This window comes from Kribbella sp. NPDC104218 (assembly GCF_055584105.1).
Genome location: NZ_JBVJMQ010000002.1, coordinates 775,274 through 796,414, shown reverse-complemented (window position 1 = coordinate 796,414; position 21,141 = coordinate 775,274). Strand labels below are relative to the sequence as shown.

General features: G+C 69.4%; 21 protein-coding genes. 11 read left to right on the top strand and 10 right to left on the bottom strand.

Annotated elements, in window-relative coordinates; translation table 11 throughout:
- Position 1: 1 nt before the first annotated feature.
- Genes ACZ6ZD_RS19640 through ACZ6ZD_RS19625 form a run of 4 tightly spaced genes read right to left on the bottom strand, consistent with a single transcriptional unit; the run spans position 2 to position 3,551 of the window.
- Entirely contained in the window at positions 2-643 is a 642-nt protein-coding gene (locus ACZ6ZD_RS19640) for a response regulator (protein ID WP_465674015.1), read from the bottom strand.
- Entirely contained in the window at positions 640-1,857 is a 1,218-nt protein-coding gene (locus ACZ6ZD_RS19635; protein WP_465674014.1) for a sensor histidine kinase, read from the bottom strand. Before ACZ6ZD_RS19635 ends, ACZ6ZD_RS19640 begins: the two co-directional genes overlap by 4 nt.
- An 18-nt stretch (positions 1,858-1,875) precedes the next feature.
- Positions 1,876-2,682 (bottom strand): ABC transporter permease, encoded by an 807-nt coding sequence (locus ACZ6ZD_RS19630; protein ID WP_465674013.1) that lies wholly within the window; start codon positions 2,680-2,682, stop codon positions 1,876-1,878.
- A complete protein-coding gene (locus ACZ6ZD_RS19625) occupies positions 2,679-3,551 on the bottom strand; it encodes an ABC transporter ATP-binding protein (RefSeq protein ID WP_465674012.1) in 873 nt (290 codons plus the stop codon). Before ACZ6ZD_RS19625 ends, ACZ6ZD_RS19630 begins: the two co-directional genes overlap by 4 nt.
- 233 nt (positions 3,552-3,784) lie before the next feature.
- On the opposite strand from ACZ6ZD_RS19625, the gene ACZ6ZD_RS19620 reads away from it, so the two are divergent.
- Positions 3,785-4,879: an S-(hydroxymethyl)mycothiol dehydrogenase gene (locus ACZ6ZD_RS19620; RefSeq protein WP_465674010.1), complete on the top strand. Its 1,095-nt coding sequence runs from the start codon at positions 3,785-3,787 to the stop codon at positions 4,877-4,879.
- Here ACZ6ZD_RS19620 and ACZ6ZD_RS19615 read toward each other — a convergent pair.
- The 5 genes from ACZ6ZD_RS19615 to ACZ6ZD_RS19595 form a co-directional block, all read right to left on the bottom strand.
- Entirely contained in the window at positions 4,876-5,373 is a 498-nt protein-coding gene (locus ACZ6ZD_RS19615) for a GNAT family N-acetyltransferase (RefSeq protein ID WP_465674008.1), read from the bottom strand. The genes ACZ6ZD_RS19620 and ACZ6ZD_RS19615 overlap by 4 nt on opposite strands.
- Positions 5,370-5,762 (bottom strand): Fur family transcriptional regulator, encoded by a 393-nt coding sequence (locus tag ACZ6ZD_RS19610; protein WP_465674006.1) that lies wholly within the window; start codon positions 5,760-5,762, stop codon positions 5,370-5,372. The genes ACZ6ZD_RS19615 and ACZ6ZD_RS19610 overlap by 4 nt, the downstream gene beginning before the upstream one ends.
- Positions 5,763-5,826: 64 nt before the next feature.
- The gene (locus ACZ6ZD_RS19605; RefSeq protein ID WP_465674004.1) at positions 5,827-6,831 is read right to left on the bottom strand and encodes a metal ABC transporter permease; all 1,005 of its coding nucleotides are present in this window, start codon (positions 6,829-6,831) and stop codon (positions 5,827-5,829) included.
- Positions 6,828-7,595, bottom strand: a complete 768-nt coding sequence (locus ACZ6ZD_RS19600; protein ID WP_465674002.1) for a metal ABC transporter ATP-binding protein — start codon at positions 7,593-7,595, stop codon at positions 6,828-6,830. Before ACZ6ZD_RS19600 ends, ACZ6ZD_RS19605 begins: the two co-directional genes overlap by 4 nt.
- Positions 7,592-8,539: a metal ABC transporter substrate-binding protein gene (locus ACZ6ZD_RS19595; RefSeq protein WP_465674000.1), complete on the bottom strand. Its 948-nt coding sequence runs from the start codon at positions 8,537-8,539 to the stop codon at positions 7,592-7,594. The genes ACZ6ZD_RS19600 and ACZ6ZD_RS19595 overlap by 4 nt, the downstream gene beginning before the upstream one ends.
- 162 nt (positions 8,540-8,701) lie before the next feature.
- Between ACZ6ZD_RS19595 and ACZ6ZD_RS19590 the strand changes: the two genes are divergently transcribed.
- Positions 8,702-9,874: a YibE/F family protein gene (locus ACZ6ZD_RS19590; RefSeq protein WP_465673998.1), complete on the top strand. Its 1,173-nt coding sequence runs from the start codon at positions 8,702-8,704 to the stop codon at positions 9,872-9,874.
- 108 nt (positions 9,875-9,982) lie between these two features.
- Positions 9,983-11,134: a metabolite traffic protein EboE gene (gene eboE / locus ACZ6ZD_RS19585; protein ID WP_465673997.1), complete on the top strand. Its 1,152-nt coding sequence runs from the start codon at positions 9,983-9,985 to the stop codon at positions 11,132-11,134.
- 91 nt (positions 11,135-11,225) lie between these two features.
- On the opposite strand, the gene ACZ6ZD_RS19580 is transcribed toward eboE, so the two are convergent.
- A complete protein-coding gene (locus ACZ6ZD_RS19580; RefSeq protein ID WP_465673995.1) occupies positions 11,226-12,224 on the bottom strand; it encodes a LacI family DNA-binding transcriptional regulator in 999 nt (332 codons plus the stop codon).
- Between the two features lie 132 nt (positions 12,225-12,356).
- Between ACZ6ZD_RS19580 and ACZ6ZD_RS19575 the strand changes: the two genes are divergently transcribed.
- The 8 genes from ACZ6ZD_RS19575 (at position 12,357) to manD (ending at position 21,123) form a co-directional block, all read left to right on the top strand.
- Positions 12,357-14,072 carry a galactose-binding domain-containing protein gene (locus tag ACZ6ZD_RS19575; RefSeq protein WP_465673993.1) on the top strand — a complete coding sequence of 572 codons (1,716 nt, stop codon included), beginning with the start codon at positions 12,357-12,359 and terminating at the stop codon, positions 14,070-14,072.
- Between the two features lie 11 nt (positions 14,073-14,083).
- A complete protein-coding gene (locus ACZ6ZD_RS19570; RefSeq protein WP_465673991.1) occupies positions 14,084-15,316 on the top strand; it encodes a DUF1996 domain-containing protein in 1,233 nt (410 codons plus the stop codon).
- Positions 15,313-15,852: a DUF305 domain-containing protein gene (locus tag ACZ6ZD_RS19565; protein WP_465673989.1), complete on the top strand. Its 540-nt coding sequence runs from the start codon at positions 15,313-15,315 to the stop codon at positions 15,850-15,852. The genes ACZ6ZD_RS19570 and ACZ6ZD_RS19565 overlap by 4 nt, the downstream gene beginning before the upstream one ends.
- 9 nt (positions 15,853-15,861) lie before the next feature.
- The gene (locus ACZ6ZD_RS19560; RefSeq protein WP_465673987.1) at positions 15,862-16,626 is read left to right on the top strand and encodes a FadR/GntR family transcriptional regulator; all 765 of its coding nucleotides are present in this window, start codon (positions 15,862-15,864) and stop codon (positions 16,624-16,626) included.
- Positions 16,627-16,948: 322 nt separating this feature from the next.
- The gene (locus ACZ6ZD_RS19555; protein WP_465673985.1) at positions 16,949-18,241 is read left to right on the top strand and encodes an ABC transporter substrate-binding protein; all 1,293 of its coding nucleotides are present in this window, start codon (positions 16,949-16,951) and stop codon (positions 18,239-18,241) included.
- Positions 18,241-19,113 (top strand): carbohydrate ABC transporter permease, encoded by an 873-nt coding sequence (locus tag ACZ6ZD_RS19550; RefSeq protein ID WP_465673983.1) that lies wholly within the window; start codon positions 18,241-18,243, stop codon positions 19,111-19,113. Before ACZ6ZD_RS19555 ends, ACZ6ZD_RS19550 begins: the two co-directional genes overlap by 1 nt.
- On the top strand, positions 19,110-19,907 hold the full coding sequence (locus ACZ6ZD_RS19545; protein WP_465673981.1) for a carbohydrate ABC transporter permease: 798 nt from the start codon (positions 19,110-19,112) through the stop codon (positions 19,905-19,907). The genes ACZ6ZD_RS19550 and ACZ6ZD_RS19545 overlap by 4 nt, the downstream gene beginning before the upstream one ends.
- Before the next feature lie 10 nt (positions 19,908-19,917).
- On the top strand, positions 19,918-21,123 hold the full coding sequence (gene manD, locus ACZ6ZD_RS19540) for a D-mannonate dehydratase ManD (RefSeq protein WP_465673979.1): 1,206 nt from the start codon (positions 19,918-19,920) through the stop codon (positions 21,121-21,123).
- Positions 21,124-21,141 lie beyond the last annotated feature (18 nt).

Below are 21,141 nucleotides of genomic sequence, written 5' to 3'. Positions count from 1 at the left end.
CTCAGCCGGAGCGGGGGTTGGGCAGCAGGCCGAGCTCCATCGCGACGGTGACGGCCCGGGTGCGGTCGTCGACGTCCAGCTTGGTGAAGAGGCGCTGCAGGTGCGTCTTCACGGTGGCTTCGCCGATGTAGAGCTCGCGCCCGATCTCGGCGTTGCTGAGCCCGCGGGCGACCGCGGCCAGCACCTGCAGTTCCCGCGGCGACGGCTGGACCGAAACCGCGGACGGCGTCCGCAGCCGGGACATCAGCCGCGCGGCGACCGGAGGCGCCAAGACTGTCTCGCCGCGCGCTGCGGCGCGGATGCCGTCGAGCAGCTCGGCGTGCGGGGTGTCCTTGAGCAGGTAGCCGGTGGCGCCGGCCTCGACCGCGTGCAGGATGTCGGTGTCCGTGTCGTACGTCGTCAGCACGAGCACCCGCGTCGCGGGGTATCCGGCCACGATCGCCCCGGTCGCCGTGACACCGTCGGTCCGCGGCATCCGCAGGTCCATCAGGACGACGTCCGGCGTGGTCGACTCGACCAGCGCGAGCGCCTCGGCCCCGTCACCCGCCTCACCGACGACGGTGATGTCGTCGGTCACGGACAGCATGCCGATCAACCCGGATCGCACGATTGGGTGGTCGTCGACCACCAGCACCCGAATCACAAAGTCTCCTGAGACGTAGGGATGAGGACCTGCACCGTCGTACCGCGGCCCGGCGAGCTCGAGACCTGGACCGTCCCGCCGGACTCCTCGACCCGCCCGCGCATCGCGGCCAGGCCGTACCCGGGGGACGGCGCCGCCGTCGAGAATCCGGTCCCGTCGTCGTGGACGGCGATCGAGACCCCGGCGTCCGTGATCCCGAGAGTGATCTGGACCTGCGTGGCCCGCGCATGCTTACGTACGTTCGCCAGCGCCTCCTGAGCCGACCGCAGCAACACGACCTGCTGCGCCTGCGTCAGGACGGCGACCTCGGCGTCATCCAGATCCAGCGCGACCGACACGTTCACCCCGGTCTCGGCGGCGAACCGCTCGGCCTGCCGCCGCAGTACTTCGGTCAACGTTGCCTCCGACAACGCAACTGGGGTGAACGCGGCAACCAGCGCGCGGGCCTCGGCCAGGTTCTCCCGGGCGGTCGCCTCGATCTGCGCCAGCCGCGCCGCGACCCCGGCGCCGTCCCGCGACAACTCGGCGGCCGCGGTCTGCGAGAGCATCACGATACTCGTCATCCCCTGGGCCAGCGTGTCGTGGATCTCGCGGGCCATCCGCTCCCGCTCGGCCATCACCCCGGCGCTGTGGTTGGCCTCGGCCAGCTCTTCCTGCGCGGCGTGCAGCTGGTCGATCAGAACCGCCCGCTGCTCGCTCTGCGCGATGACCCGCTCGATCCAGATCCCGAACACCAGACTGACCACCAGGCTGACCAGCATCCACGGCAGGATCGCCCAGAACGCCTCCCAGCCCCACCCGGCACTCCACAGCTGAGCCGTCCCGCAGCAGATCACCAGCAGCAGACTGAGCCCGGCGCCCTCCCGGATGTCCTCGCTCAGCAGCCAGATCTGCGCCGACGCGATGAACATCAGGAAGACCGCCTGCGGCAGCAGCGCGACCAGCACCATCAAGCAGGCGAGCAGCACCAACCGGTACGCGTACGCCGGGAACCGCCGCCGCGAGCCGATCGCCGGCCGCCCCACGAACTGGTACGCCGTACTCAGCGCGACCACTGCGCCGAGCGCGAAGTACCGCTGCCCGGGCGGGAGCGTGGAGACGAGGATGAGCACGGCGTTCATCGCCATCAGCACCCAGAAGACGACGTGCCACCCGATCAGTGTCCGGGCCCAGAACTGCTCGGACCGCTCGCTGGAAGCCTCCACGACCACCATCTTCCTCCACCCCCAGGATCAGCCGGCGTCCCGGCGGGTCCAGCGGAAGACCCGCTGGGCGATCACGAGCCCGACGACCAGCCAGACGCTGAGCACGATCGCGCCGGTCCCGAGCTGCCAGGAACCGCCCGGCTCGGCCGCCTCGAACCCGTCCGGCAGGAAGACCGATCGCATCCCCTGGGCGAGCCATTTCAGCGGGAAGACCTCCGAGACGGTCCGCATCCAGGCCGGCAGGCTGCTGTAGACGAAGTACACACCGGAGATGAACTGCAGCAGCAACACGATCGGCGTCACCACCGCGGACGCCGCCTTCCCGGACTTCGGGACGACGGAGAACGCGATCCCGAGCACCGAGCCGGACGCCGTCCCGAGAACGAAGATCCACAGGAAGTTCAGCCATTTGGCCGGCTCGGTCGGGATGCTGACGTCGAGCAGCAGCCCGGCGATCAGCAGCAGTAACGCGAACTGCATGATCGACGTGGTCAGGACCAGCCCGATCTTCCCGGCGAAGTAGGACTGCGGTGACATCGGCGTCCCGCGCAACCGTTTCAGGACGTCCTGGTCGCGCTCGATCGCGATCGTGATCGCGAGTGACTGGAAACTGGTCAGGAAGATGCCGGAGGCAATCATTCCGGGGGTGAAGTACGTCGCCGCGGTGACGCCGCCGGCGAAGTCGGTGCTGCTGAAGACGGCCGAGAAGATGCCGAGGAAGATGATCGGGAAGAAGAAGGTGAAGATCAGCTGCTCGCGCTCGCGGAAGAACTCCTTCACCTCCAGCTGCGTGCGGGCCAGCGTCACCTTGGCCGTGGACGGCAGGGCGGTCATCGCAGTGCTCCTTCGAGTTCCTTCGGGGTCGACCCGATCAGTTCCAGGTAGATGTCTTCCAGGCTCGGCCGCCGTACCTGCAGCTCCGGGACCTCACCGCCGTACTCCGCGAGCAGTCGGGAGACCTCGGCCGTCGGGGTGTCCGTGCGCACCTCGCGCATCCCGTCCGCCGCCAGCCAGGACACCCGGGCGGTCCGCGCGCCGCGGCCGCCGAGCGTCTCCGGGGTCGCGACCTCGATCATCCGGCCGTCGGCGATGACGCCGACCCGGTCGGCCAGCTGCTCGGCCTCGTCGAGGTAGTGGGTGGTCAGCAGGATCGTCGTCCCGGCCGTCCGGAGGTTCTCGATCAGCGTCCAGAACTGCCGCCGCGCCTCGGGGTCGAATCCGGTGGTCGGCTCGTCCAGGAACAGCAGCTCCGGGTTGCCGATCACGCCCAGTGCGACGTCCAGCCGCCGGCGCTGACCGCCGGACAGCTTGCGGCTGCGGGTCTTGCGCTTGTCTTCGAGCCCGACCGCGGCGATCACCTCGTCCGGGTCGCGCGGCGACGGGTAGTAGCCCGCGAAGTGCCGGACCAGCTCGCTCACCGTCAGCTCCGGCTCGTCCCGGGTCGTCTGCGAGACGATCCCGATCCGCGCCCGCCACTCCCGGTCGGCCCGCCCAGGGTTGCTGCCCAGGACGTCGATCTCACCCTCGTCGGCCCGGCGATACCCCTCCAGAATCTCCGTGGTCGTCGTCTTCCCGGCCCCGTTCGGCCCCAGGAGCGCGAACACCTCACCGCGGTAGATGTCGAGATCCACCCCCGCGACCGCCACCTTGTCCGGATACCGCTTCACCAGCCCCCGGACCCTTACCGCCGTCTCTGTTTCCATACCCCAACCTTCCCGTCCGGCCCCGGTCCCGCGGGAGCACCGCCCGGTTGACTCGCTGTCCCCCGACCGGTGGACACGACGCCAAGGACATGAGGTAGTGACTGATCCAGCCCAAGTACCGGGTCGGCTGAGCGTGCCGGGAGGGTGTACGTAGATGTCTACGTCCTGTCGTTACCGACGCCGCCACGCGCGAAGTACTGCCGGGACGGGGAAAATCCGGTTAGCGTCGGGGCATGGGACAGACCGTGCGTGGTGTGGTGGCGGCGGCCAAGGGTGCGCCGGTGACGATCGAGCAGATCACTATTCCGGATCCTGGGCCGGGCGAGGCGGTGGTGCAGGTCCAGGCGTGCGGGGTCTGTCATACCGATCTGCACTACCGGGAGGGCGGGATCAACGACGACTTCCCGTTCCTCCTCGGGCATGAGGCCGCGGGGATCGTCGAGAGCGTCGGGGACGGCGTCACCGACGTCGCGCCGGGCGACTTCGTCGTCCTGAACTGGCGCGCCGTGTGCGGCAGTTGCCGCGCCTGCCTGCGCGGCCGGCCCTGGTACTGCTTCAACACCCACAACGCCAAGCAAAAGATGACGCTGGCCGACGGCACCGAGCTCAGCCCGGCGCTCGGGATCGGCGCGTTCGCCGAGAAGACGCTGGTCGCGGCTGGTCAGTGCACCAAGGTCGATCCGGCGGCGAAGCCCGAGGTGGCCGGCCTGCTCGGTTGCGGCGTGATGGCCGGCCTCGGCGCGGCGATCAACACCGGGAATGTCGGCCGCGGCGACACCGTCGCGGTGATCGGCTCCGGCGGCGTCGGGACGGCGGCCGTCGTCGGCGCGCGCCTCGCCGGAGCGGCGAAGGTGATCGCGATCGACCTCGACGAGCGCAAGCTCACGACCGCGCGCGAGCTCGGCGCGACCCACGCGATCAACTCCAAGGACCTCGACCACGACGGCGTCGTCGAAGCGGTCCAGGAGCTGACCGGCGGTTTCGGCGCGGACGTCGTCATCGACGCCGTCGGCCGCCCGGAAACGTGGAAGCAGGCCTTCTACGCCCGCGACCTGGCCGGCACCGTCGTCCTGGTCGGCGTCCCCACGCCGGACATGCGCCTCGACATGCCGCTCCTTGACTTCTTCGGCCGCGGCGGCGCGCTCAAGTCCAGCTGGTACGGCGACTGCCTGCCGACCCGCGACTTCCCGCTGCTCATCGACCTGCACCTGCAGGGCCGGCTACCACTCGACCGCTTCGTCTCCGAGACCATCCAGCTCGAGGACGTCGAAGCGGCGTTCACCAAGATGCACCACGGCGACGTCCTCCGCTCGGTCGTCATGTTCTAGACAACGAACGAGATCCAGATGTCCGGCGGGGCATCGGGCCGTCCATGTACGGCACGATGCTCCTCGGTCCAGGCGTCGCCGGCGACCGCGGTCGCGACTCGGCGCCAGAACCGGACGGCGGTCTCGTTGTTGCCCTGGAACGCGACCTCACACGGGCCCGGGTGGTGTGCCAGCACCTCGCGGACGGCGCGCAGCCCGAGCCCGCTGCGGCGGACCGGCCGGACGACGAAGAAGCTGTTCAGCACGTGCACCGGTTGCTGCAGCGCCCGCATCAGGCAGTATCCGATCGGGTTCTCCCCGAGGTGGAAGACGTAGCCCGCCCACTCCGGATCGCCGGTCAGCGCCGACTCCAGCCATTCGCTGCGGTACGTGCCGTCCGGCCGCGGCAGCTGACCCTGGAACTCCGACAAGTCGTGCCGGAACATCAGATACAGCCGCTCCAGCAGCTCCCGGTCCGCGGCGTCGAAACGCCGGACCGTCAGCTCGGGAGTCACGCGTTCTGGCACTCCTGGCAGGTGCCGAAGATCTCGAGGGTGTGGCTGATGTCGGCGTAGCCGTGTTCGGCGGCGACCTTGTCGGCCCAGCGCTCGACGGCCGGGCCCTCGACCTCGACCGTGCGGCCGCAGTTGCGGCAGACGAGGTGGTGGTGGTGACCCTTCGAGCAGCGCCGGTACGCCGTCTCGCCGTCGGCCGTCCGCAGGACGTCGACCTCGCGGGAGTCGGCCAGCGCCTGCAGTGTCCGGTAGACCGTGGTCAGGCCGACGGCCTCGCCGGAGGTCCGCAACTGCGCGTGGATCTCCTGGGCAGTCCGGAAGTCGTCGAGGGTGTCGAGCGCGGACGCAACCGCTGCGCGCTGACGGGTCGAGCGTGTTCCGATGGCCACCGTTCCTCCTGTCCGCACCGGCTTTTCCGCGGCATCGCCAGTAATTGTCTCAGAAGTCAGCAAATCAGTGTTCATCCCAGTGGTCGCCGTGCGCTGCGTGCAGGTGACCGTCGTGGACGTAGTCGACGTGATCGCCGTGCTCGACCTTCTTGTGCCCGCACTCCGGGTTGTGCGCGTGCGGGTGCGACGGGCTGACGACGTGCGGCGCCGGAGCCGGTACGCCGACCTCGGGCTCCTCGTCGTCGAGCGGCGCGATCCGGCCGGAGCGGCGGCGCAGGAGCGTCCCGACCGCGGCCGCGATCACGAAACCGCCCAGCGCGAGGACGACGATGGTCGCGCCGGGGGCGACGTTGGCGTTGTACGAGGTGATGATCCCGGCCAGGCAGGCCGCGACGCCGATCGCGCACGCGGTGACGAACGTACTGCGGAACGATCGCGTGATCTGCTGTGCGGTCGCGACCGGAACCACCATCAACGCGCTGACCAGCAGCAACCCGACGGTCCGCATCGCGACGGTGACCGTCACGGCCGCCATCACGGCGATCAGCAGGTTCAGCAGCTGGACCCGCAGGCCGGTCACCCGGGCGAACTCCTCATCCTGGCAGACGGCGAACAGCTGCGGGCCGAGACCGATCGCGATCACCAGGACGGCGACGGCGAGCCCGACGACGACGTACAGATCGCTGGTCGAGACCGTCGTCAGCGAGCCGAACAGGTAGGTGTTGAGCGTCGCGGCGCCCTGACCGGCCAGACCGATCAGCAGGACGCCGCCGGCGATCCCGCCGTAGAAGAGCAGCGCGAGCGCGACGTCCCCACTCGCTTTACCGCGAGCCCGCACCAGCTCGATCGCGGTCGCGCCGACGATCGCCACGATGATCGCGGTGAGCACCGGCGCGGTGCCGGTGAGCAGACCGAGCGCGACGCCGGTGATCGCGATGTGGCCGATCCCGTCGCCCATCAGCGACAGCCGCCGCTGGACGAGGTACGTCCCGATCGCGGGCGCGGACAGGCCGGTCAGCAACCCCGCGATCAGCGCGCGCTGCATGAACTCGAGCTCGAACAGTGTCATGAGGTCAGCCACCCCGAGTCGTTGGAGTCGGTGTGGTGGACGTGCGCGTGGGTCTGGGAGGCGTGCGGCGGGCCGTCGTACACGATCCGGCCGCGGCGCAGGATCACCGAGCGGTCGATCAGTGCGTCCATCGGACCGAGGTCGTGGCTGACCATCACCACCGTGGTGCCGCGGGCGACCCGCTCCCGGATCGCGTCGGCGAAGATCTGCTGGCTGGCCAGGTCGACCCCGGCCGTCGGCTCGTCGAGGATCAGCAGCTCCGGATCGGAGACCAGGGCGCGGGCGATCAACACGCGCTGCTGCTGGCCGCCGGAGAGCTCGGCGACGGCGTCCTTGCGCCGGTCGGCCATGTCGACGACGCGCAGCGCGTCCTCGATCGCGGCCTTACCGGCGGCGCCGAGCGGCGCGAACAACCGCCGCCGGGACAGCAGCCCCGACGAGACGACCTCGTAGACGGTGGCCGGGACGCCGCCCGCCGCGGTGATCCGCTGCGGGACGTACCCGACGCGCTTCCACTGCCGGAACCGCGGGACCGGCGTCCCGAACAGCCGAACCTCCCCGCGGGCGGCCGGCAGTAGGCCGACCACGGTCTTGATCAGCGTGGACTTGCCGGAGCCGTTGGTGCCGAGGACGGCGACCACCTCGCCCTGGCGGATCTGCAGGTCGACGCCCCGCAGCACGGGACGACCGCCCAGGTCGACCGAGAGATCGGTGACCTGGACGGTCTTCGCGGCGGTGTCGTGGTCCGCGTTCTTGGGTGTCACGCGCAGCTGTTCGCCTTCCGGAGCTCTTGGAGGTTCTCCCGCATCAGGCTCAGGTAGGTCTCTTGGGAGTTGGCGTCCGACAGGCCCTCGATCGGGCTCAGGACAGCGGTCTTGACGCCGACGTCCTTCGCGATCGTCTCGGCGACCTTCGGGCTGACCAGCTCCTCGTAGAAGATCGTGGTGACGTGCTGGGACTTCACGATCTCCTGGACCTCCTTGATCCGAGTCGGGGTCGGCTCGGCGTCCGGGGTGAACCCGGCGATCCCGACCATCGTCAGACCGTACCGCTTCGCGAGGTAGGCGAAGGCCTCGTGACTCGTCACGAACGTCTTCAGTTTGCAGTCCGCCAGCCCGGTCTTGAACTCCGAGTCGAGTTTGCCGACCTCGTCGAGCAGCGTCTTGGCGCGCGCCTTGTACCCGTCCGCGTTCGCGCTGTCGGCGGCGACCAGCTTGTCGGTGACCGCGTTCACGACCTTGGTGTAGCGGACCGGGTCGAGCCAGAAGTGCGGGTCGAGGGCCTCGTCACTGTGGGCGGCGGCCTTCGCCTCGCCCTCCTCGTGCTCCTCGAAGTCCGCGCCGGTGGCCTCCAGCTCCGCGGCCGGGGCGACGTCGAAACCGGTCTCCTTGGCGTTCTGCTCGACGGCCTCGTCGACGGCCGGCTGCAGGCTCTTCTCGTAGACGACGACCTTCGCCTGGGCGATCTCGCCGACCTGCTTGGGCGTCAGCTCCAGGTCGTGCGGCTCCACGCCGGGCGCGGTCAGCGTGGTCACGTTCACCGCGTCACCCCCCACTGTGCGGGCGATGAACTCGAGCGGGTAGAACGAAGTCACGACGTCGAGCTTGTCGCCACCGGATCCACCGGACGACGATCCGCCGCATCCGGCCAGGGTGATGGCGGCCAGGGCGGCCACGCCGGCGACAACCGCGCGAGTACAAGATCTCATGACAATCATTTTCATTTAACGGGAGATGATTGTCAAAACAGGGAGTTCATCACGATGGCCAGCCGACCCGTGGGACGCCGCCGAGCCGACCGCCGCAGTCCCCGCCGGGAGCGGCTCGACGTGCCCGCCGGGCATGGGCACGGCCATGGACACGGTGATCATGTGGTGGACACCTCCGTGGTGGACGCCGACGCGATCGTCGCGCGCCGGGTCCGGATCGTCGTCGCCGCGATCCTCGCGCCGCTCATCACGGCCGCGGTGATCACGATGATCGTGCTCTGGCCGGGCGGCGGTGTGAAGGTCGCGTCGTACCAGACCGAGACCGCCCGCGGCGAGGTGACCAAACTGGTGGCCTGCCCGGAGAAGCGGGATCAGTGCGATCTGGCGACGGTCCAGCTCAGCGACGGGCCGGACAAGGGGCAGGCGGCGCCCGTCCAGGTTCCGCAGGCCGGTAAGGCGCCGATCCCGGTCAAGGTCGGCGACACGCTGATGCTCGGCGTCCAGAGCGACGCGACGGATATCGCCGATCGCTACCAGTACGTCGATCACGACCGGACGAAACCACTGCTGATCCTGGCCGGCGTCTTCGCGCTCGCGGTGGTCGCGCTGTCGCGCTGGCGTGGGCTGGCCGCGCTCGGGGCGCTCGCGGTGACCGCGGTGATGCTGACGCAGTTCATCCTGCCGGCCATCCTCAAGGGCTCGAATCCGTTGCTGGTCGCGGTGGTCGGCGGCACGGTGATCATGGCGGTCGCGTTGTTCCTGACGCACGGGATCAGCGCCGAGAGTTCGATCGCCTTGTCGGGCACGGTCGCCGCGCTGGGGCTGACCGTGCTGCTGGGCTGGTTCTTCACCAAGCTGACGCTGCTGACCGGGATCGCGCCCGAGGGCGCCTCGGCGGCCAAGCAGTTCTTCCCGAATCTCGATCTGACCGGCTTGCTGGTCGCGGGCATGGTGATCGGCGCGCTCGGCGTCCTGGACGACGTGACCGTCACCCAGGCGGCCGCGGTCTGGGAGCTGTCGGCCGCGAATCCGGCCGCGACTCGCGCCCAGCTGATCGGCGCCGGACTGCGGATCGGTCGGACGCATGTCGCCTCCGTCGTCAACACGCTGGTCCTCGCGTACGCCGGCGCCGCGATGCCGGTCCTGATCACGTTCGCGATCCAGGGCCTGCCCGGCCAGTACGTCGTCTCGACGGAGCTGGTCGCGATGGAGATCGTCCGCGGCCTGGTCGGCAGCCTCGGCATCATCGCCGCCGTCCCGCTCACGACCGCCCTCGCGGCGATGGCGGTGGCGGACCGGTCCCGAGATCTGGCCGGGACCGAAAACAACAACTGAACCACAGCTCTTCCACCGGGGGACCGGGCCTTCTACAGTGCAATTAGGTCACGGAGAGTCCGCCAATGACTACCTTCTGTGGCCGCCCTGACGGGGTGAGGAGCGCAGATGAGATTCCGCCATCGGGACGGCTCGATCGTCCATCTGGGATATGCGGGGACAGTCCATCCGGCTGCCGATCTGGACGAGCTGGTCCGCTGGCTCGACGGCTGTGCCGGTACGGCGCGCGCCGACCTCGGCGTACCGGTGCTCGGAGTCGGGCTCTGGCTGGTCAGCCCACTCGCCGACCGGCTGGCGAACTCGCCGGTCGCGCTGCGCCGGCTGCGGCGGGCCCTGGTCCGCAATCAGCTCGAGGTCGTCTCGCTGAACGGCGTCGCGCACTCGCTGTACACCGATCCGATCGTCGGCGCGAAGGTCTACTGCCCCGACTGGACGGACGCCGAGCGGCTGCGCTACACGGTCGACCTGGTCGACATCCTCGCCGAGCTGATGCCGGCGGACGCGGAGTACGGGTCGGTCTCGACGCTCCCACTGGCCTGGCGGGAGCCGTGGTCGAAGGCGCGGGACGCCGCCGCGCGGGTCGCGTTCGACCGGCTCGAGTTCCACCTCGACCGGACCGAACGCCGAACCGGGCGCAAGATCCGGATCGCGGTCGAGCCCGAGCCCGGCTGCGTGCTGGAGATGGTCGGGCAGGCCGCGGGCTGGCTGAGCCGCTACACCAGCCCGGACGCCGGGAGGTCGAAGATCGGCCTCGGGCTGGACTCGTGCCACCTCGCCGTCCAGTTCGAGGAGCCGGACGCTGCGTTCGAAACGCTCTGGCGGGACGGCGTCGACATCGTGAAGGCGCAGCTGTCGGCGGCGCCGCAGCTCGTCGACCCGTCGGACGGCGCCGGCCGGCAGGCGCTCGCCGATCTTGGCGATCCCAAGTATTTGCGGCAGGTGCGGGAGTGGTGTGGGCCTGGGGTCGACGACGTCGGCCTGTCGTATCAGCTGTCCGGGCATGCCTGCTGGCGGATGCACGCCCACATCGCCGCACATGTCGCGCCACCACCTCCGTTGACCGCGACGAACGCCGTCCTGGACGAGTGTCTGAAACGGTTGGTGGGCGGTGGGCATCCGCTCGCACATCACCTGGAGTCGGAGACCTACACCTGGCCGCGGCCGCCGCGCACCCGAGTGCAACTCGCCAAGCGCCTGGTCAAGGAGCTGGAGTGGATGCGGGACCGCCTGACCGCTCTCGGCTTGGTCGAGGTGCTTTAACGACAGGAGGTACAGGACGCCGCGGCCGGGCGGCACGCTTGGCGGTCGGCCGGAGCCGGCGTTGCGCCGGTTGTACCTCCTGTCCTTCGTGTCAGGCGGACTCGCGGATGATCAGCTCGGTGGGGAGGACGACCGGGGCGGCTTCGCCGGTGGTCAGCAAGTTGAGCAGGAGCTGCGTGGTCCGGACGGCCTGATCGGTCATGGGGGAGCGGATCGTGGTCAGGGCGGGCGCGGTGTAGCGGGCGGCCTCGATGTCGTCGAAGCCGATCACGGCGACGTCGTCCGGGACGCGGCGGCCGGCTTCGCGCAGGGTGCGCAGGGCGCCGATCGCCATCAGGTCGTTGGCCGCGAAGACGGCGTCCAGCTGCGGGTCATCGTCCAGGAGCTGCCGCATCGCCTCGGCGCCGGAGATCCGGGTGAAGTCGCCGAGCGCGACGATCGAGCGGCGTCCGGTGTCCTTGAGGGTGTCGCGGTACGCCGTCAGCCGCTCCTGGGCCGCGGTCATGTCGAGCGGGCCGGAGATCGTCGCGATCCGGCGCCGGCCCTGGTCGAGCAGGTGCCGCACGGCCTGGGTCGCGCCGCCGCGGTTGTCGTTGTCGACCCAGGGCATCAGACCCGGCGTCGCGAGCCGACCGTGGCTGACGATCGGCAGCCCCGTGCGGGACAGGGACGCCGGGAGCGGGTCGGAACCGTCCATCGAGACCAGGATCGCGCCGTCCACATGGCCGCCGGCCAGGTACTGCTCGACGCGGCGGCGGCTCTCGTCGGAGCCCGCGAGCACGAGGGACACCTGGAACCCGGTGCGCTCCAGCTCGCGGCTCGCGGCCCGGACCACCATCGCGAACATTGGGTCGTCAGAGACCAGGCCCTGCGGGGGATCGGAGACGATGATCGCGATCGTGTTCGTCCGCTGGGTGACCAGGTTGCGGGCCGCGCCGTTCGGTACGTAGCCGAGCTCGGCGACCGCGGCCAGCACGGTCTCGCGGATGGACGGCGCCACCGTCGGCTCCCCGTTGATCACCCGGGACACGCTCGACTTCGACACCCCCGCCCGCGCCGCCACCGCGTGCAACGTCGGCCGCCTCATCATGGCTCCCTCCCTGACGTCGAGGATCTCACGGTTCCGGAACCTGTCAACTCTTGACACCGTTCCCCCCAGCGCACAATCTCGCACTCAGGGAACGTTCCCTCAGATGTGTATCCGACTGCCCCGGAGACGCCCATGCCACATCTCACCCGCCCGAGAACCGCGGCCGCGCTGGCCGCCTTCTCCCTGCTCCTCGGCCTGCTCGTCGCGCTCCCCGCGCGGGCCGCCGACGTCCTGCTGTCCCAAGGCAAGACCGCCACCGCATCGTCCGCGGAGAACGCCGTCTTCGGCGCCGCCTCGGCCGTCGACGGCGACGCCGGCACCCGCTGGTCGAGCGCGTTCGGCGACCCGCAGTGGATCCAGGTCGACCTCGGCGCGTCGGCCGCGATCTCCCAGGTGCAGTTGTCCTGGGAAACGGCGTACGCGAGCGCCTTCCAGATCCAGGTCTCCGCGGACGCCGCCAATTGGACGACCGTCCACAGCACCACGAATGGTGCCGGAGGCAACCAAACTCTGAATGTCAGCGGGACCGGACGGTACGTCCGCGTACTCGGGACGCAGCGCGCGACCCAGTGGGGTTACTCGCTGTGGGAGTTCAAGGTGTTCGGCTCCGGGAGCGGCCCGGCTCCGGGCTCGAAACTCCTGTCATACAACAAGCCTGGGGTCGCCTCGTCGCAACAGCACGACTCGAACTGCTGGGAGTGCACGCCGGCCCGCGCGTTCGACCTCGACGCGGCCAGCCGCTGGGCGACCGCGACCGACAGCGGCTGGGTCGACCCGGGCTGGATCTACGTCGATCTCGGCGCGACCGCGCAGATCGACAAGGTCGTCCTGCAATGGGATCCGGCGTCCGCGAAGTCGTACCAGCTGCAGGTCTCGAACGACGCGCAGAACTGGTCGACGATCTACACGAACACCAACGGCCCCGGTTTCAAGGAGACGCTGACCGTCTCCGGGAGCGGCCGCTACGTCCGGATGTACGGCACGCAGCGGAACACGCCGTACGGGTACTCGCTGTGGGAGTTCCAGGTCTACGGCACCGGTGGTGCGCCCAACACGCCGCCGACCCCGCCGTCCGATCCGGCCAACCCGCCGCAGCTGGTCTGGCAGGACGAGTTCAACACCCGGGCTGGTGCGAAGCCGGACGCGACCAAGTGGCGTGCTGACCCCGGCACCGGTCAGAACAACGAGCTGCAGGTCTACACCAACCACGACAACGTCCAGACCGACGGTCAGGGCAACCTCGTCATCGAGGCACGCCGGCAGGCCACGCCTGGTACGACGTGTCCCGTCGACCCGGTCAGCGGCAGCACGACGTGCCAGTACACCTCCGGCCGGATCAACACCGGGACGAAGTTCGACACGACGTACGGCAAGATCGAGGCCCGGATCAAGGTGCCGAAGGGCAACGGGCTGTGGCCGGCGTTCTGGATGATGGGGTCGGACTTCCTGACCGGACGGCCGTGGCCGTACAACGGCGAGATCGACATCATGGAGATCCTCGGCCGCGAGACCACCAAGGGCTACTCGACGCTGCACGCTCCGGCGTACAACGGCGCGGGCGGTTATGGTGGCACCTACGGCCTGCCCGGCGGCGCCGACTTCTCGAACGACTTCCACACCTGGACGATGCTGTGGAACTCCACGAGCATCACCTACCAGGTCGACGGTACGACGGTCTTCACGGTCGACAAGGCGCAGCTCGAGGCGACCCGCGGCCCGTGGATCTTCGACCACCCGTTCTACCTGATCCTCAACGTCGCCGTCGGTGGTGACTTCCCCGGTCCGCCGAACAGCGCCACGCCGTTCCCGGCCCGGATGCTCGTCGACTACGTCCGCGTCTACCGCTGAGGAGGCCGGTGATGAAACGGACCGTTCTACTGACAGTGCTCGCGGTACTCGGCGCCTTCCTGGTGACGTCGGGCTCCGCGCAGGCAGCTGAAGCGTTGCTGTCCCAGGGCCGTCCAGTCCTCGCTTCGTCGACCGAGAACGCCGGTACGCCGGCCGCCGCGGCCGTCGACGGTGACAACGGCACACGCTGGGCCAGCACCTTCGCCGACAATCAGTGGCTCCGGATCGACCTCGGGTCCACGCAGTCCATCAACCGGGTCGCTCTGCGCTGGGAGGCGGCGTACGCGCGCGGCTTCCAGATCCAGACCTCGAACGATGGCAACGAGTGGAGCGCCGTCCACACCACGACCAACGGGACAGGCGGCGAGCAGAGCATCGCGCTGACCGGCTCCGGCCGCTACGTCCGCGTGCTCGTCACGGAGCGCGCGACACAGTGGGGTGCGTCGCTGTGGGAGTTCCAGGTGTACGGCGGCACCGGCGGACCGATCGTCCGGGTGGCGGAGTTCCTCGCCGACTGCCCGTACACGCACCGGCTGCCGGACGACCCGATCGTGTTCCCGAACATGCCGGGCGCCTCGCACATGCACAGCTTCTTCGGTGCGACCGTGACGAACGCCCACACGACGGTCGAGGATCTGGCGAACTCGCCGACCAGTTGCAACCCGGCGACCGACAAGTCGTCGTACTGGGTGCCGACGTTCTACTCCAACAATCAGCCGGTCGAGCCGACCGGGACGACGTTCTATTACCTGGGTGAAGGGGTTCGGGACGACGTCATCGCGCGGACCCAGCCGTTGCCGTTCGGGCTGCGGATCGTGGCCGGGAACGCGAAGGCCAGCGGGCCGAACGACAACACCATCTCCCGGTGGTCGTGTCTGCACGCCGGTGAAGCTGGCTCCGGGCACGACTTCATCACCTGCCCGGCCGGTTCGATGCTGGAGTCGTACCTGGACTTCCCGCAGTGCTGGAACGGGCGCGACCTCGACTCACCGGACCACAAGAGCCACATGTCCTATCCGGTGAACGGCGACTGCCCGGCGACTCATCCGGTTCCGGTGCCGAAGCTGCGGCAGGTGCTGCGCTACCCGGTGAACGGGTCGACGGCCGGCTTCCGGTTGTCGAGTGGCGGTGGGTTCACGATGCACGGCGACTTCTTCAACGCGTGGCCCGTCGCCGAGATGGCCCGCCGGGTCAACGACTGCATCCGCCCGATCATCAAGTGCGGGGCGGACGGACGTCCGTGACGAAGCTTCTCGTACTGGCGTTGGTCGCCGGTGTGCTCGGAGGATGCGGTTCGGCCCCGCAGCCTCCGGCCCCGGCGGCCTCCGTCGCGACCGTGAACCCGGCGTTCAATCCCACGGACGCCGCCTGGCTCGGACTGATGATCCCGATGGACGAGCAGTTCCTGCACATCCTCGGCCTGGCGCCGACCCACTCGACCGACCCCGCCGTACGCCGCCTGGCCGCGGACCTGACCACCGGACACCTAGCCGAGCTCGAACAGCTCGTCGCCACCCGCGACCGGGCCGGCCTCCCGACCGCCAATGCCCATGCCGGCCACGACATGCCGGGCATGATGCGCACCGACGAGGTGACCGCGCTCGAGAACCTGCGCGGACCCGCCTTCGACGCCGCCCTCCGCCGCGAGATCAAGGACCATCTGACCCAATCGGCGCTGGTCACCCGCAGCGTGCTAGCGGCCGGCCAGGACGCTGGGCTGAAAACTCTCGCGGCCACGATCGAGAAAGATCGCGCCGGCCAACTCAAGCTGGTGCGGTAGCTTCGTGCTGTGCCTGCCGACGCCTTCGAACCGCCTGCTCATCGGGGACTGCTGACCGAGAGCATCGCCCGGCGGCTGCAGAACGAGATCCGCTCCGGCGCGCTCCCGGTCGGCGCCAAGCTGCCGTCCGAGCGCGAGCTCGCCGCGCAGTTCGGCGCCAGCCGCAACGTGCTCCGCGAAGTCCTGCGCCGCCTCGAGGCCCAGCACCTGATCGAGGTCGCCCCCGGCCGCGGCTCGTTCGTCATCGACCAGTCCACCGCGGACGCCCGCTCGTACGACGCCCTCTACCGCGCCGCCCGCCCCACCGTCCGCCAACTCATCGAGGCCCGCATCCCCCTCGAGGTCGAGCTCGCCGGCCTCGCCGCCGAACGCGCCACCGCCGCCCAGCTCGCCGAGCTGCGCACGATCAACGACGCGATGATCGCCGCCACCGACCCGATCATCAAAGCCCGCGCCGACCTCGAGTTCCACGACAAGATCGCCCTCGCCGCCGCCAACCCCGTCCTGTGGACCATGCTCTCCTCGATCAGCGGCATGATGTTCGAGATGATGCTCCGCTCCAACTCCGACCCCTCCATCGCCCGCCCCGGCGTCCCCCACCACCCCGAGATCCTCACCGCCCTCGAGTCCCACGACGCCCCCCAAGCCCGCCACCACATGCGCGAACACCTCTCCCTGGCCCTCCGCACCTACGGCCCCGACCTAGACGTCCCCCTGGACCTAATGGCCGCCCGCCACATCGAAACCCTCCTCCACCCCAACCCCACCCCCTGACCCACCCGCCCGGCTCACGTCCGCCACAGCGGCCGGACACTTCGCCCGGCTCGCCCAGCCAGCGGCCGCGGGGTAGTTGTCGGAGGTGTCGTACCTGAGGCTGGGTTGTGGGTTGGCCTCGGCGGCTGAGGAGTGGTCCGGCTCGGGAGATGCTCGGGCTCGCTTCGCTCTGGCCGCCGGGAGGAAGCGGGCCCCGGGGGAACAACATCGCGGCCGGTGGGTAGTTGAGCCAGACGAAGTTGGCGGCCGCTTCGGCGGACTTGAGGGAATGGGTGTGTTATGGTCCAACTGGTAGGACCAGTTGGACCGGCTGGAGGTTGGTGTGGCGGCGGTTGAGCGGGTGATGAGTCGGCGGTCGTTCGGTGGGTTGGCTGCTGGGGTTGTGGGTGGAGTCGCGCTGGGCGGGTGCGGGGCAGGGGCGCCGACGGCGAGTACGACGTTGCGGGTTGCGGCGGTGAATCATGTGTGGACTCGGGCGGTTCGGGAGCGGTTGCCGGAGTTCGAGGCGTTGGTGGGGCGGCGGGTTTCGATGTCGTTGCTGACCGGGGATCAGTTGTCGAGTAGTTACAACGTGAAGCTGAATGCTTCGGCGACTGATATCGACGTGATGATGGTGCGGCCGCTGCAGGAGCAGTTGTTGTTCGCGCACAACGACTGGCTGGCTGATCTGAGTGATCGGGTCAAGGATGCCGCGTTCGAGTGGGGTGACTTTCAAGCGCCGCCGCGGGAGGCGTCGACGACCGGCGGTCGGGTGTTGAGTGTGCCGGTGGTGACTGAGCGGCCGGTGCTCTACTACCGCAAGGACTTGGTGCCGACGCCGCCGAAAACTCTGGCGGAGTTGAAGGTTGCGGCTGCTGGTCTGACCGATCGCGGTGCGGGCCGGTTCGGGTATGTGGGTCGCGGGCAGCGCAGTGGCGCGGTCACGCAGTGGTCGAGTTTCCTGTACTCGTACGGCGGGGACTTCACCGTGGACGGGCGGTCGGCGATCGCGACGTCCGAGGCGATCGCGGCGTACGAGTACTACGGCGAGCTGCTCGGGCGATCGGGCCCGCCGGGGGCGACGAATATGAGTCTCGAACAGGCGATGCCGATCTTCGCGCAAGGCAAGGCGGCCTTCTACATCGACGCCGACGCGATCTACACCGGGCTGATCGACCCGAAGGTCTCCGCGGTCGGCAAGACGATCGGGTACGCGCCGTTCCCGACCGGCCCGGCCGGCTCCAAGCCGTACAACATCCCCTCCTGGAGCCTCGGCATCAACCGGTTCTCCCAGCTCCAGGACGACGCCTGGGAGTTCATCCGCTGGGCGGCCGGCGTCCAGCTGGTCACCGCGCTGCAGACCGCGGGGATTCCGGGCGCCCGCGAGTCCGTCTGGGCGAACCCGGCCGCCGCGGCCGGGTTCCCGCCGGAGCTGAGTGCGGCGATGCAGGTGAACGCGCGGAACGGCGTCGGCCACGACCGGCCGCAGGTGCTTCAGGTCGGCCGGGCCCGCGACATCGTCGGCCGGCCGCTGGTGTCGGCCGTCCTGCAGGAGCAGGTCGCGCCGGTCGCCCGGGACGCGGACGCCGAGTTCGCCGACTTCCTCGTCCGCGACAACCGTCACCGGGAGTCCTGATGGCCAACCGGCACCTGAAATGGCTGATGCTCTCGCCGGCGCTGCTCTTCGTCGGCGCGATGATCATCTTCCCGCTGCTGTTCACACTCAACCTGAGCACCACCGACGCGTTCGGCGCGGTGAACGCCGGTGCCGACCGCATCGGCCTGCAGAACTTCGCCGACGCGTTCGGCGACAACCGACGCTTCTGGCCGGCCGTCTGGCGGACGATCGGGTTCACCGTCGCCGCGGTCCTGCTGGAGACGGTCTTCGGGCTCGCGCTCGCGATGCTGATGCGCCGGGCCTTCCGCGGCATCCGCTGGGTGCGAACGATTCTCATCATCCCGCTGCTCGCGACTCCGGTCGCGATCGGCATTCTCTGGCTGCTCATCCTCGACCCGACCACCGGCATCGCGAACCACCTGCTCGGCGCCCTCGGCATCCCGCCGCAGGAGTTCCTCGGCTCGGTCCGCGCTTCGCTGCCGACGCTGGTCCTGATCGACGTCTGGCAGTGGACGCCGATGATGACGCTGCTGTTGCTGGCCGGGCTGTCGACACTCTCGGAGGAGCCCGAGGAGGCCGCGAGTATGGACGGCGCCAACGCCTGGCAACGGTTCCGGTACGTCGTCCTGCCGATGCTCGGCCCGACGCTGACCACCGCGCTCGTCCTGCGGGCCGTCGACGGGCTGAAGACGTTCGACATCATCTACGCGACGAAGGGCGCCGGCGGCGGATCGTCGTTCGAGGCGGAGACGCTGAACGTCTACGCCTACGGGCTCACCTTCGACTACCAGGAGTACGGTCTGGCCGCGGCGGTGCTGGTGCTGTTCACCTTGTTCATCATCGGCGTGGTCCTGGTACTGCGCCGCCGCTCGGCCGGGAGTGCGGCATGAAGACGCTTCGTGGGGTCGCGATCACCGTCGTCGCGCTGTTCTTCAGCCTGCCGATCGTCTGGATGTTCGCGGCGGCGTTCAAGACCAACGTCCAGGTGACCGATCCGTCGATCGGCCTGATCTTCCGGCCGACGCTGGACAACTTCCGCGCGGTGCTGGCCGACGAGCGGATCCTGCCCTCGATGGCGAACTCGCTGATCGTCGGCGTCACCTCGACCGTGCTGTCCGCGATCATCGCCGTCCCGGCGGCCTGGGCGGTGGGCCGGTTCCGGATGCATCGGGCCGGGTCGCTGGTGCTGGTCGCGCGGATCGTGCCGGCCATCTCGCTGCTCGTGCCCTGGTACTACCTGTTCGCGCAGGCCGGGCTCGTCGGCAGCTACACGGTGCTGATCCTGAGCCACATGTTCGTCTCGGTGCCGTTGATCCTCTGGATCATGATCGGCTTCTTCGAAGGCCTGCCGATCGAGCTCGAGGAAGCGGCCCGGGTCGACGGGCTGAGCGCCTTCGGGGCGTTCCGCCGGATCGCGCTGCCGCTCGCCGCACCGGGGACGGCGACGGCGTCCGTGCTGGCCTTCGTGGCCAGCTGGAACAACTTCATGTTCGCGCTGATCCTGTCCGACGAGCACACGATGACCGTGCCGGTCGCGCTGTTCTCGTTCATCTCGTACGCCGGTACCGACTGGGGCGGCCTGATGGCGGCCTCGACCGTGATGACGATCCCGGTCGTCGCGGTTGCCGTACTCGCCCAGAAACATCTCGTCGCCGGTCTGACCGCCGGCGCCACCAAAGGCTAGGAGCCACTCGATGAAGATCGTCGACGCGTCCGTCGTCGTCACCAGCCCGGGCCGCAACTTCGTCACCTTGCGGATCACCACCGACGACGGCGTCACCGGCCTCGGGGACGCGACGCTGAACGGCCGCGAGCTGGCCGTGGTCAGCTATCTGCGCGATCACGTCGCGCCGCTGCTGATCGGCCTCGACCCGCACCGGATCGAAGACACCTGGCAGCTGCTCTACCGCGGCGCGTACTGGCGGCGCGGCCCGGTCACGATGGCGGCGATCGCGGCCGTCGACGTCGCGCTGTGGGACATCAAGGCCAAAGTCGCGAACCTGCCGCTCTACCAGCTGCTCGGCGGCGCGAGCCGCGACCGCGTCCGCACTTACGGGCACGCGAACGGGCGCGACCTGCCGGAGCTGTTCGACTCGGTCCGGGAGCGGTTGGAGCAGGGCTACAAGTCGATCCGGATCCAGACCGGCGTCCCGGGGCTGAAACGCGTGTACGGCGTCCACGGTGAGCCGGAGGTGACGCCGAGCGGGCATCCGCGTCCGCTCGTCGAGGACTGGGACACCGCGGCGTACCTGCGGCACATCCCGACTGTGTTCGAGGCCGTGCGGAGCGAGTTCGGCGCGGAGCTGCCGCTCCTGCACGACTCGCACCACCGGCTCACCCCGCAGCAGGCGGCGCGGCTCGGCAAGGAGCTGGAGCCCTTCGACCTCTTCTGGCTCGAGGACTGCACCCCCGCCGAGAACCAGGAGGGCCTGCGCCTCGTCCGCAGTCACACGACGACGCCGCTCGCGATCGGCGAGGTCTTCAACACGATCCACGACTTCCGCACCCTGGTGAACGAGCAGCTGATCGACTACGTCCGCGCCGCGGTCACTCACTTCGGCGGGGTCTCGCCGCTCAAGAAGCTCTTCGACTTCGCCGCCCAGCAGCAGATCAAGTCCGCGATCCACGGCCCTGAGGACATCTCCCCGGTGGGTATGGCCGCCGCGATCCACCTGGATCTGGCGATCCACAACTTCGGCATCCAGGAGTACGCCGGCTACACCCCCGCCACCGAACAGGTCTTCCGGCACGAGTTCACCTTCACCGACGGCTACCTGCACCCAGGCGAAGCCCCCGGTCTGGGCATCGAGCTGGACGACGAGCTGGCCGCCGCCCACCCCTACAAACCCGCCTACCTACCGGTCAACCGCTTGGCCGACGGCACCGTCCACGACTGGTAACCCCGGACGCCGGTGCGG

Bases quoted from the DNA above. Each gene is read 5' to 3' on its own strand.
- ACZ6ZD_RS19635 (WP_465674014.1), bottom strand. From the start codon at position 1,857: ATGGTGGTCGTGGAGGCTTCCAGCGAGCGGTCCGAGCAGTTCTGGGCC.
- ACZ6ZD_RS19630 (WP_465674013.1), bottom strand. From the start codon at position 2,682: ATGACCGCCCTGCCGTCCACGGCCAAGGTGACGCTGGCCCGCACGCAG.
- ACZ6ZD_RS19625 (WP_465674012.1), bottom strand. From the start codon at position 3,551: ATGGAAACAGAGACGGCGGTAAGGGTCCGGGGGCTGGTGAAGCGGTAT.
- ACZ6ZD_RS19620 (WP_465674010.1), top strand. From the start codon at position 3,785: ATGGGACAGACCGTGCGTGGTGTGGTGGCGGCGGCCAAGGGTGCGCCG.
- ACZ6ZD_RS19605 (WP_465674004.1), bottom strand. From the start codon at position 6,831: ATGACACTGTTCGAGCTCGAGTTCATGCAGCGCGCGCTGATCGCGGGG.
- ACZ6ZD_RS19595 (WP_465674000.1), bottom strand. From the start codon at position 8,539: ATGAGATCTTGTACTCGCGCGGTTGTCGCCGGCGTGGCCGCCCTGGCC.
- eboE (WP_465673997.1), top strand. From the start codon at position 9,983: ATGAGATTCCGCCATCGGGACGGCTCGATCGTCCATCTGGGATATGCG.
- ACZ6ZD_RS19580 (WP_465673995.1), bottom strand. From the start codon at position 12,224: ATGATGAGGCGGCCGACGTTGCACGCGGTGGCGGCGCGGGCGGGGGTG.
- ACZ6ZD_RS19575 (WP_465673993.1), top strand. From the start codon at position 12,357: ATGCCACATCTCACCCGCCCGAGAACCGCGGCCGCGCTGGCCGCCTTC.
- ACZ6ZD_RS19570 (WP_465673991.1), top strand. From the start codon at position 14,084: ATGAAACGGACCGTTCTACTGACAGTGCTCGCGGTACTCGGCGCCTTC.
- ACZ6ZD_RS19550 (WP_465673983.1), top strand. From the start codon at position 18,241: ATGGCCAACCGGCACCTGAAATGGCTGATGCTCTCGCCGGCGCTGCTC.
- ACZ6ZD_RS19545 (WP_465673981.1), top strand. From the start codon at position 19,110: ATGAAGACGCTTCGTGGGGTCGCGATCACCGTCGTCGCGCTGTTCTTC.
- manD (WP_465673979.1), top strand. From the start codon at position 19,918: ATGAAGATCGTCGACGCGTCCGTCGTCGTCACCAGCCCGGGCCGCAAC.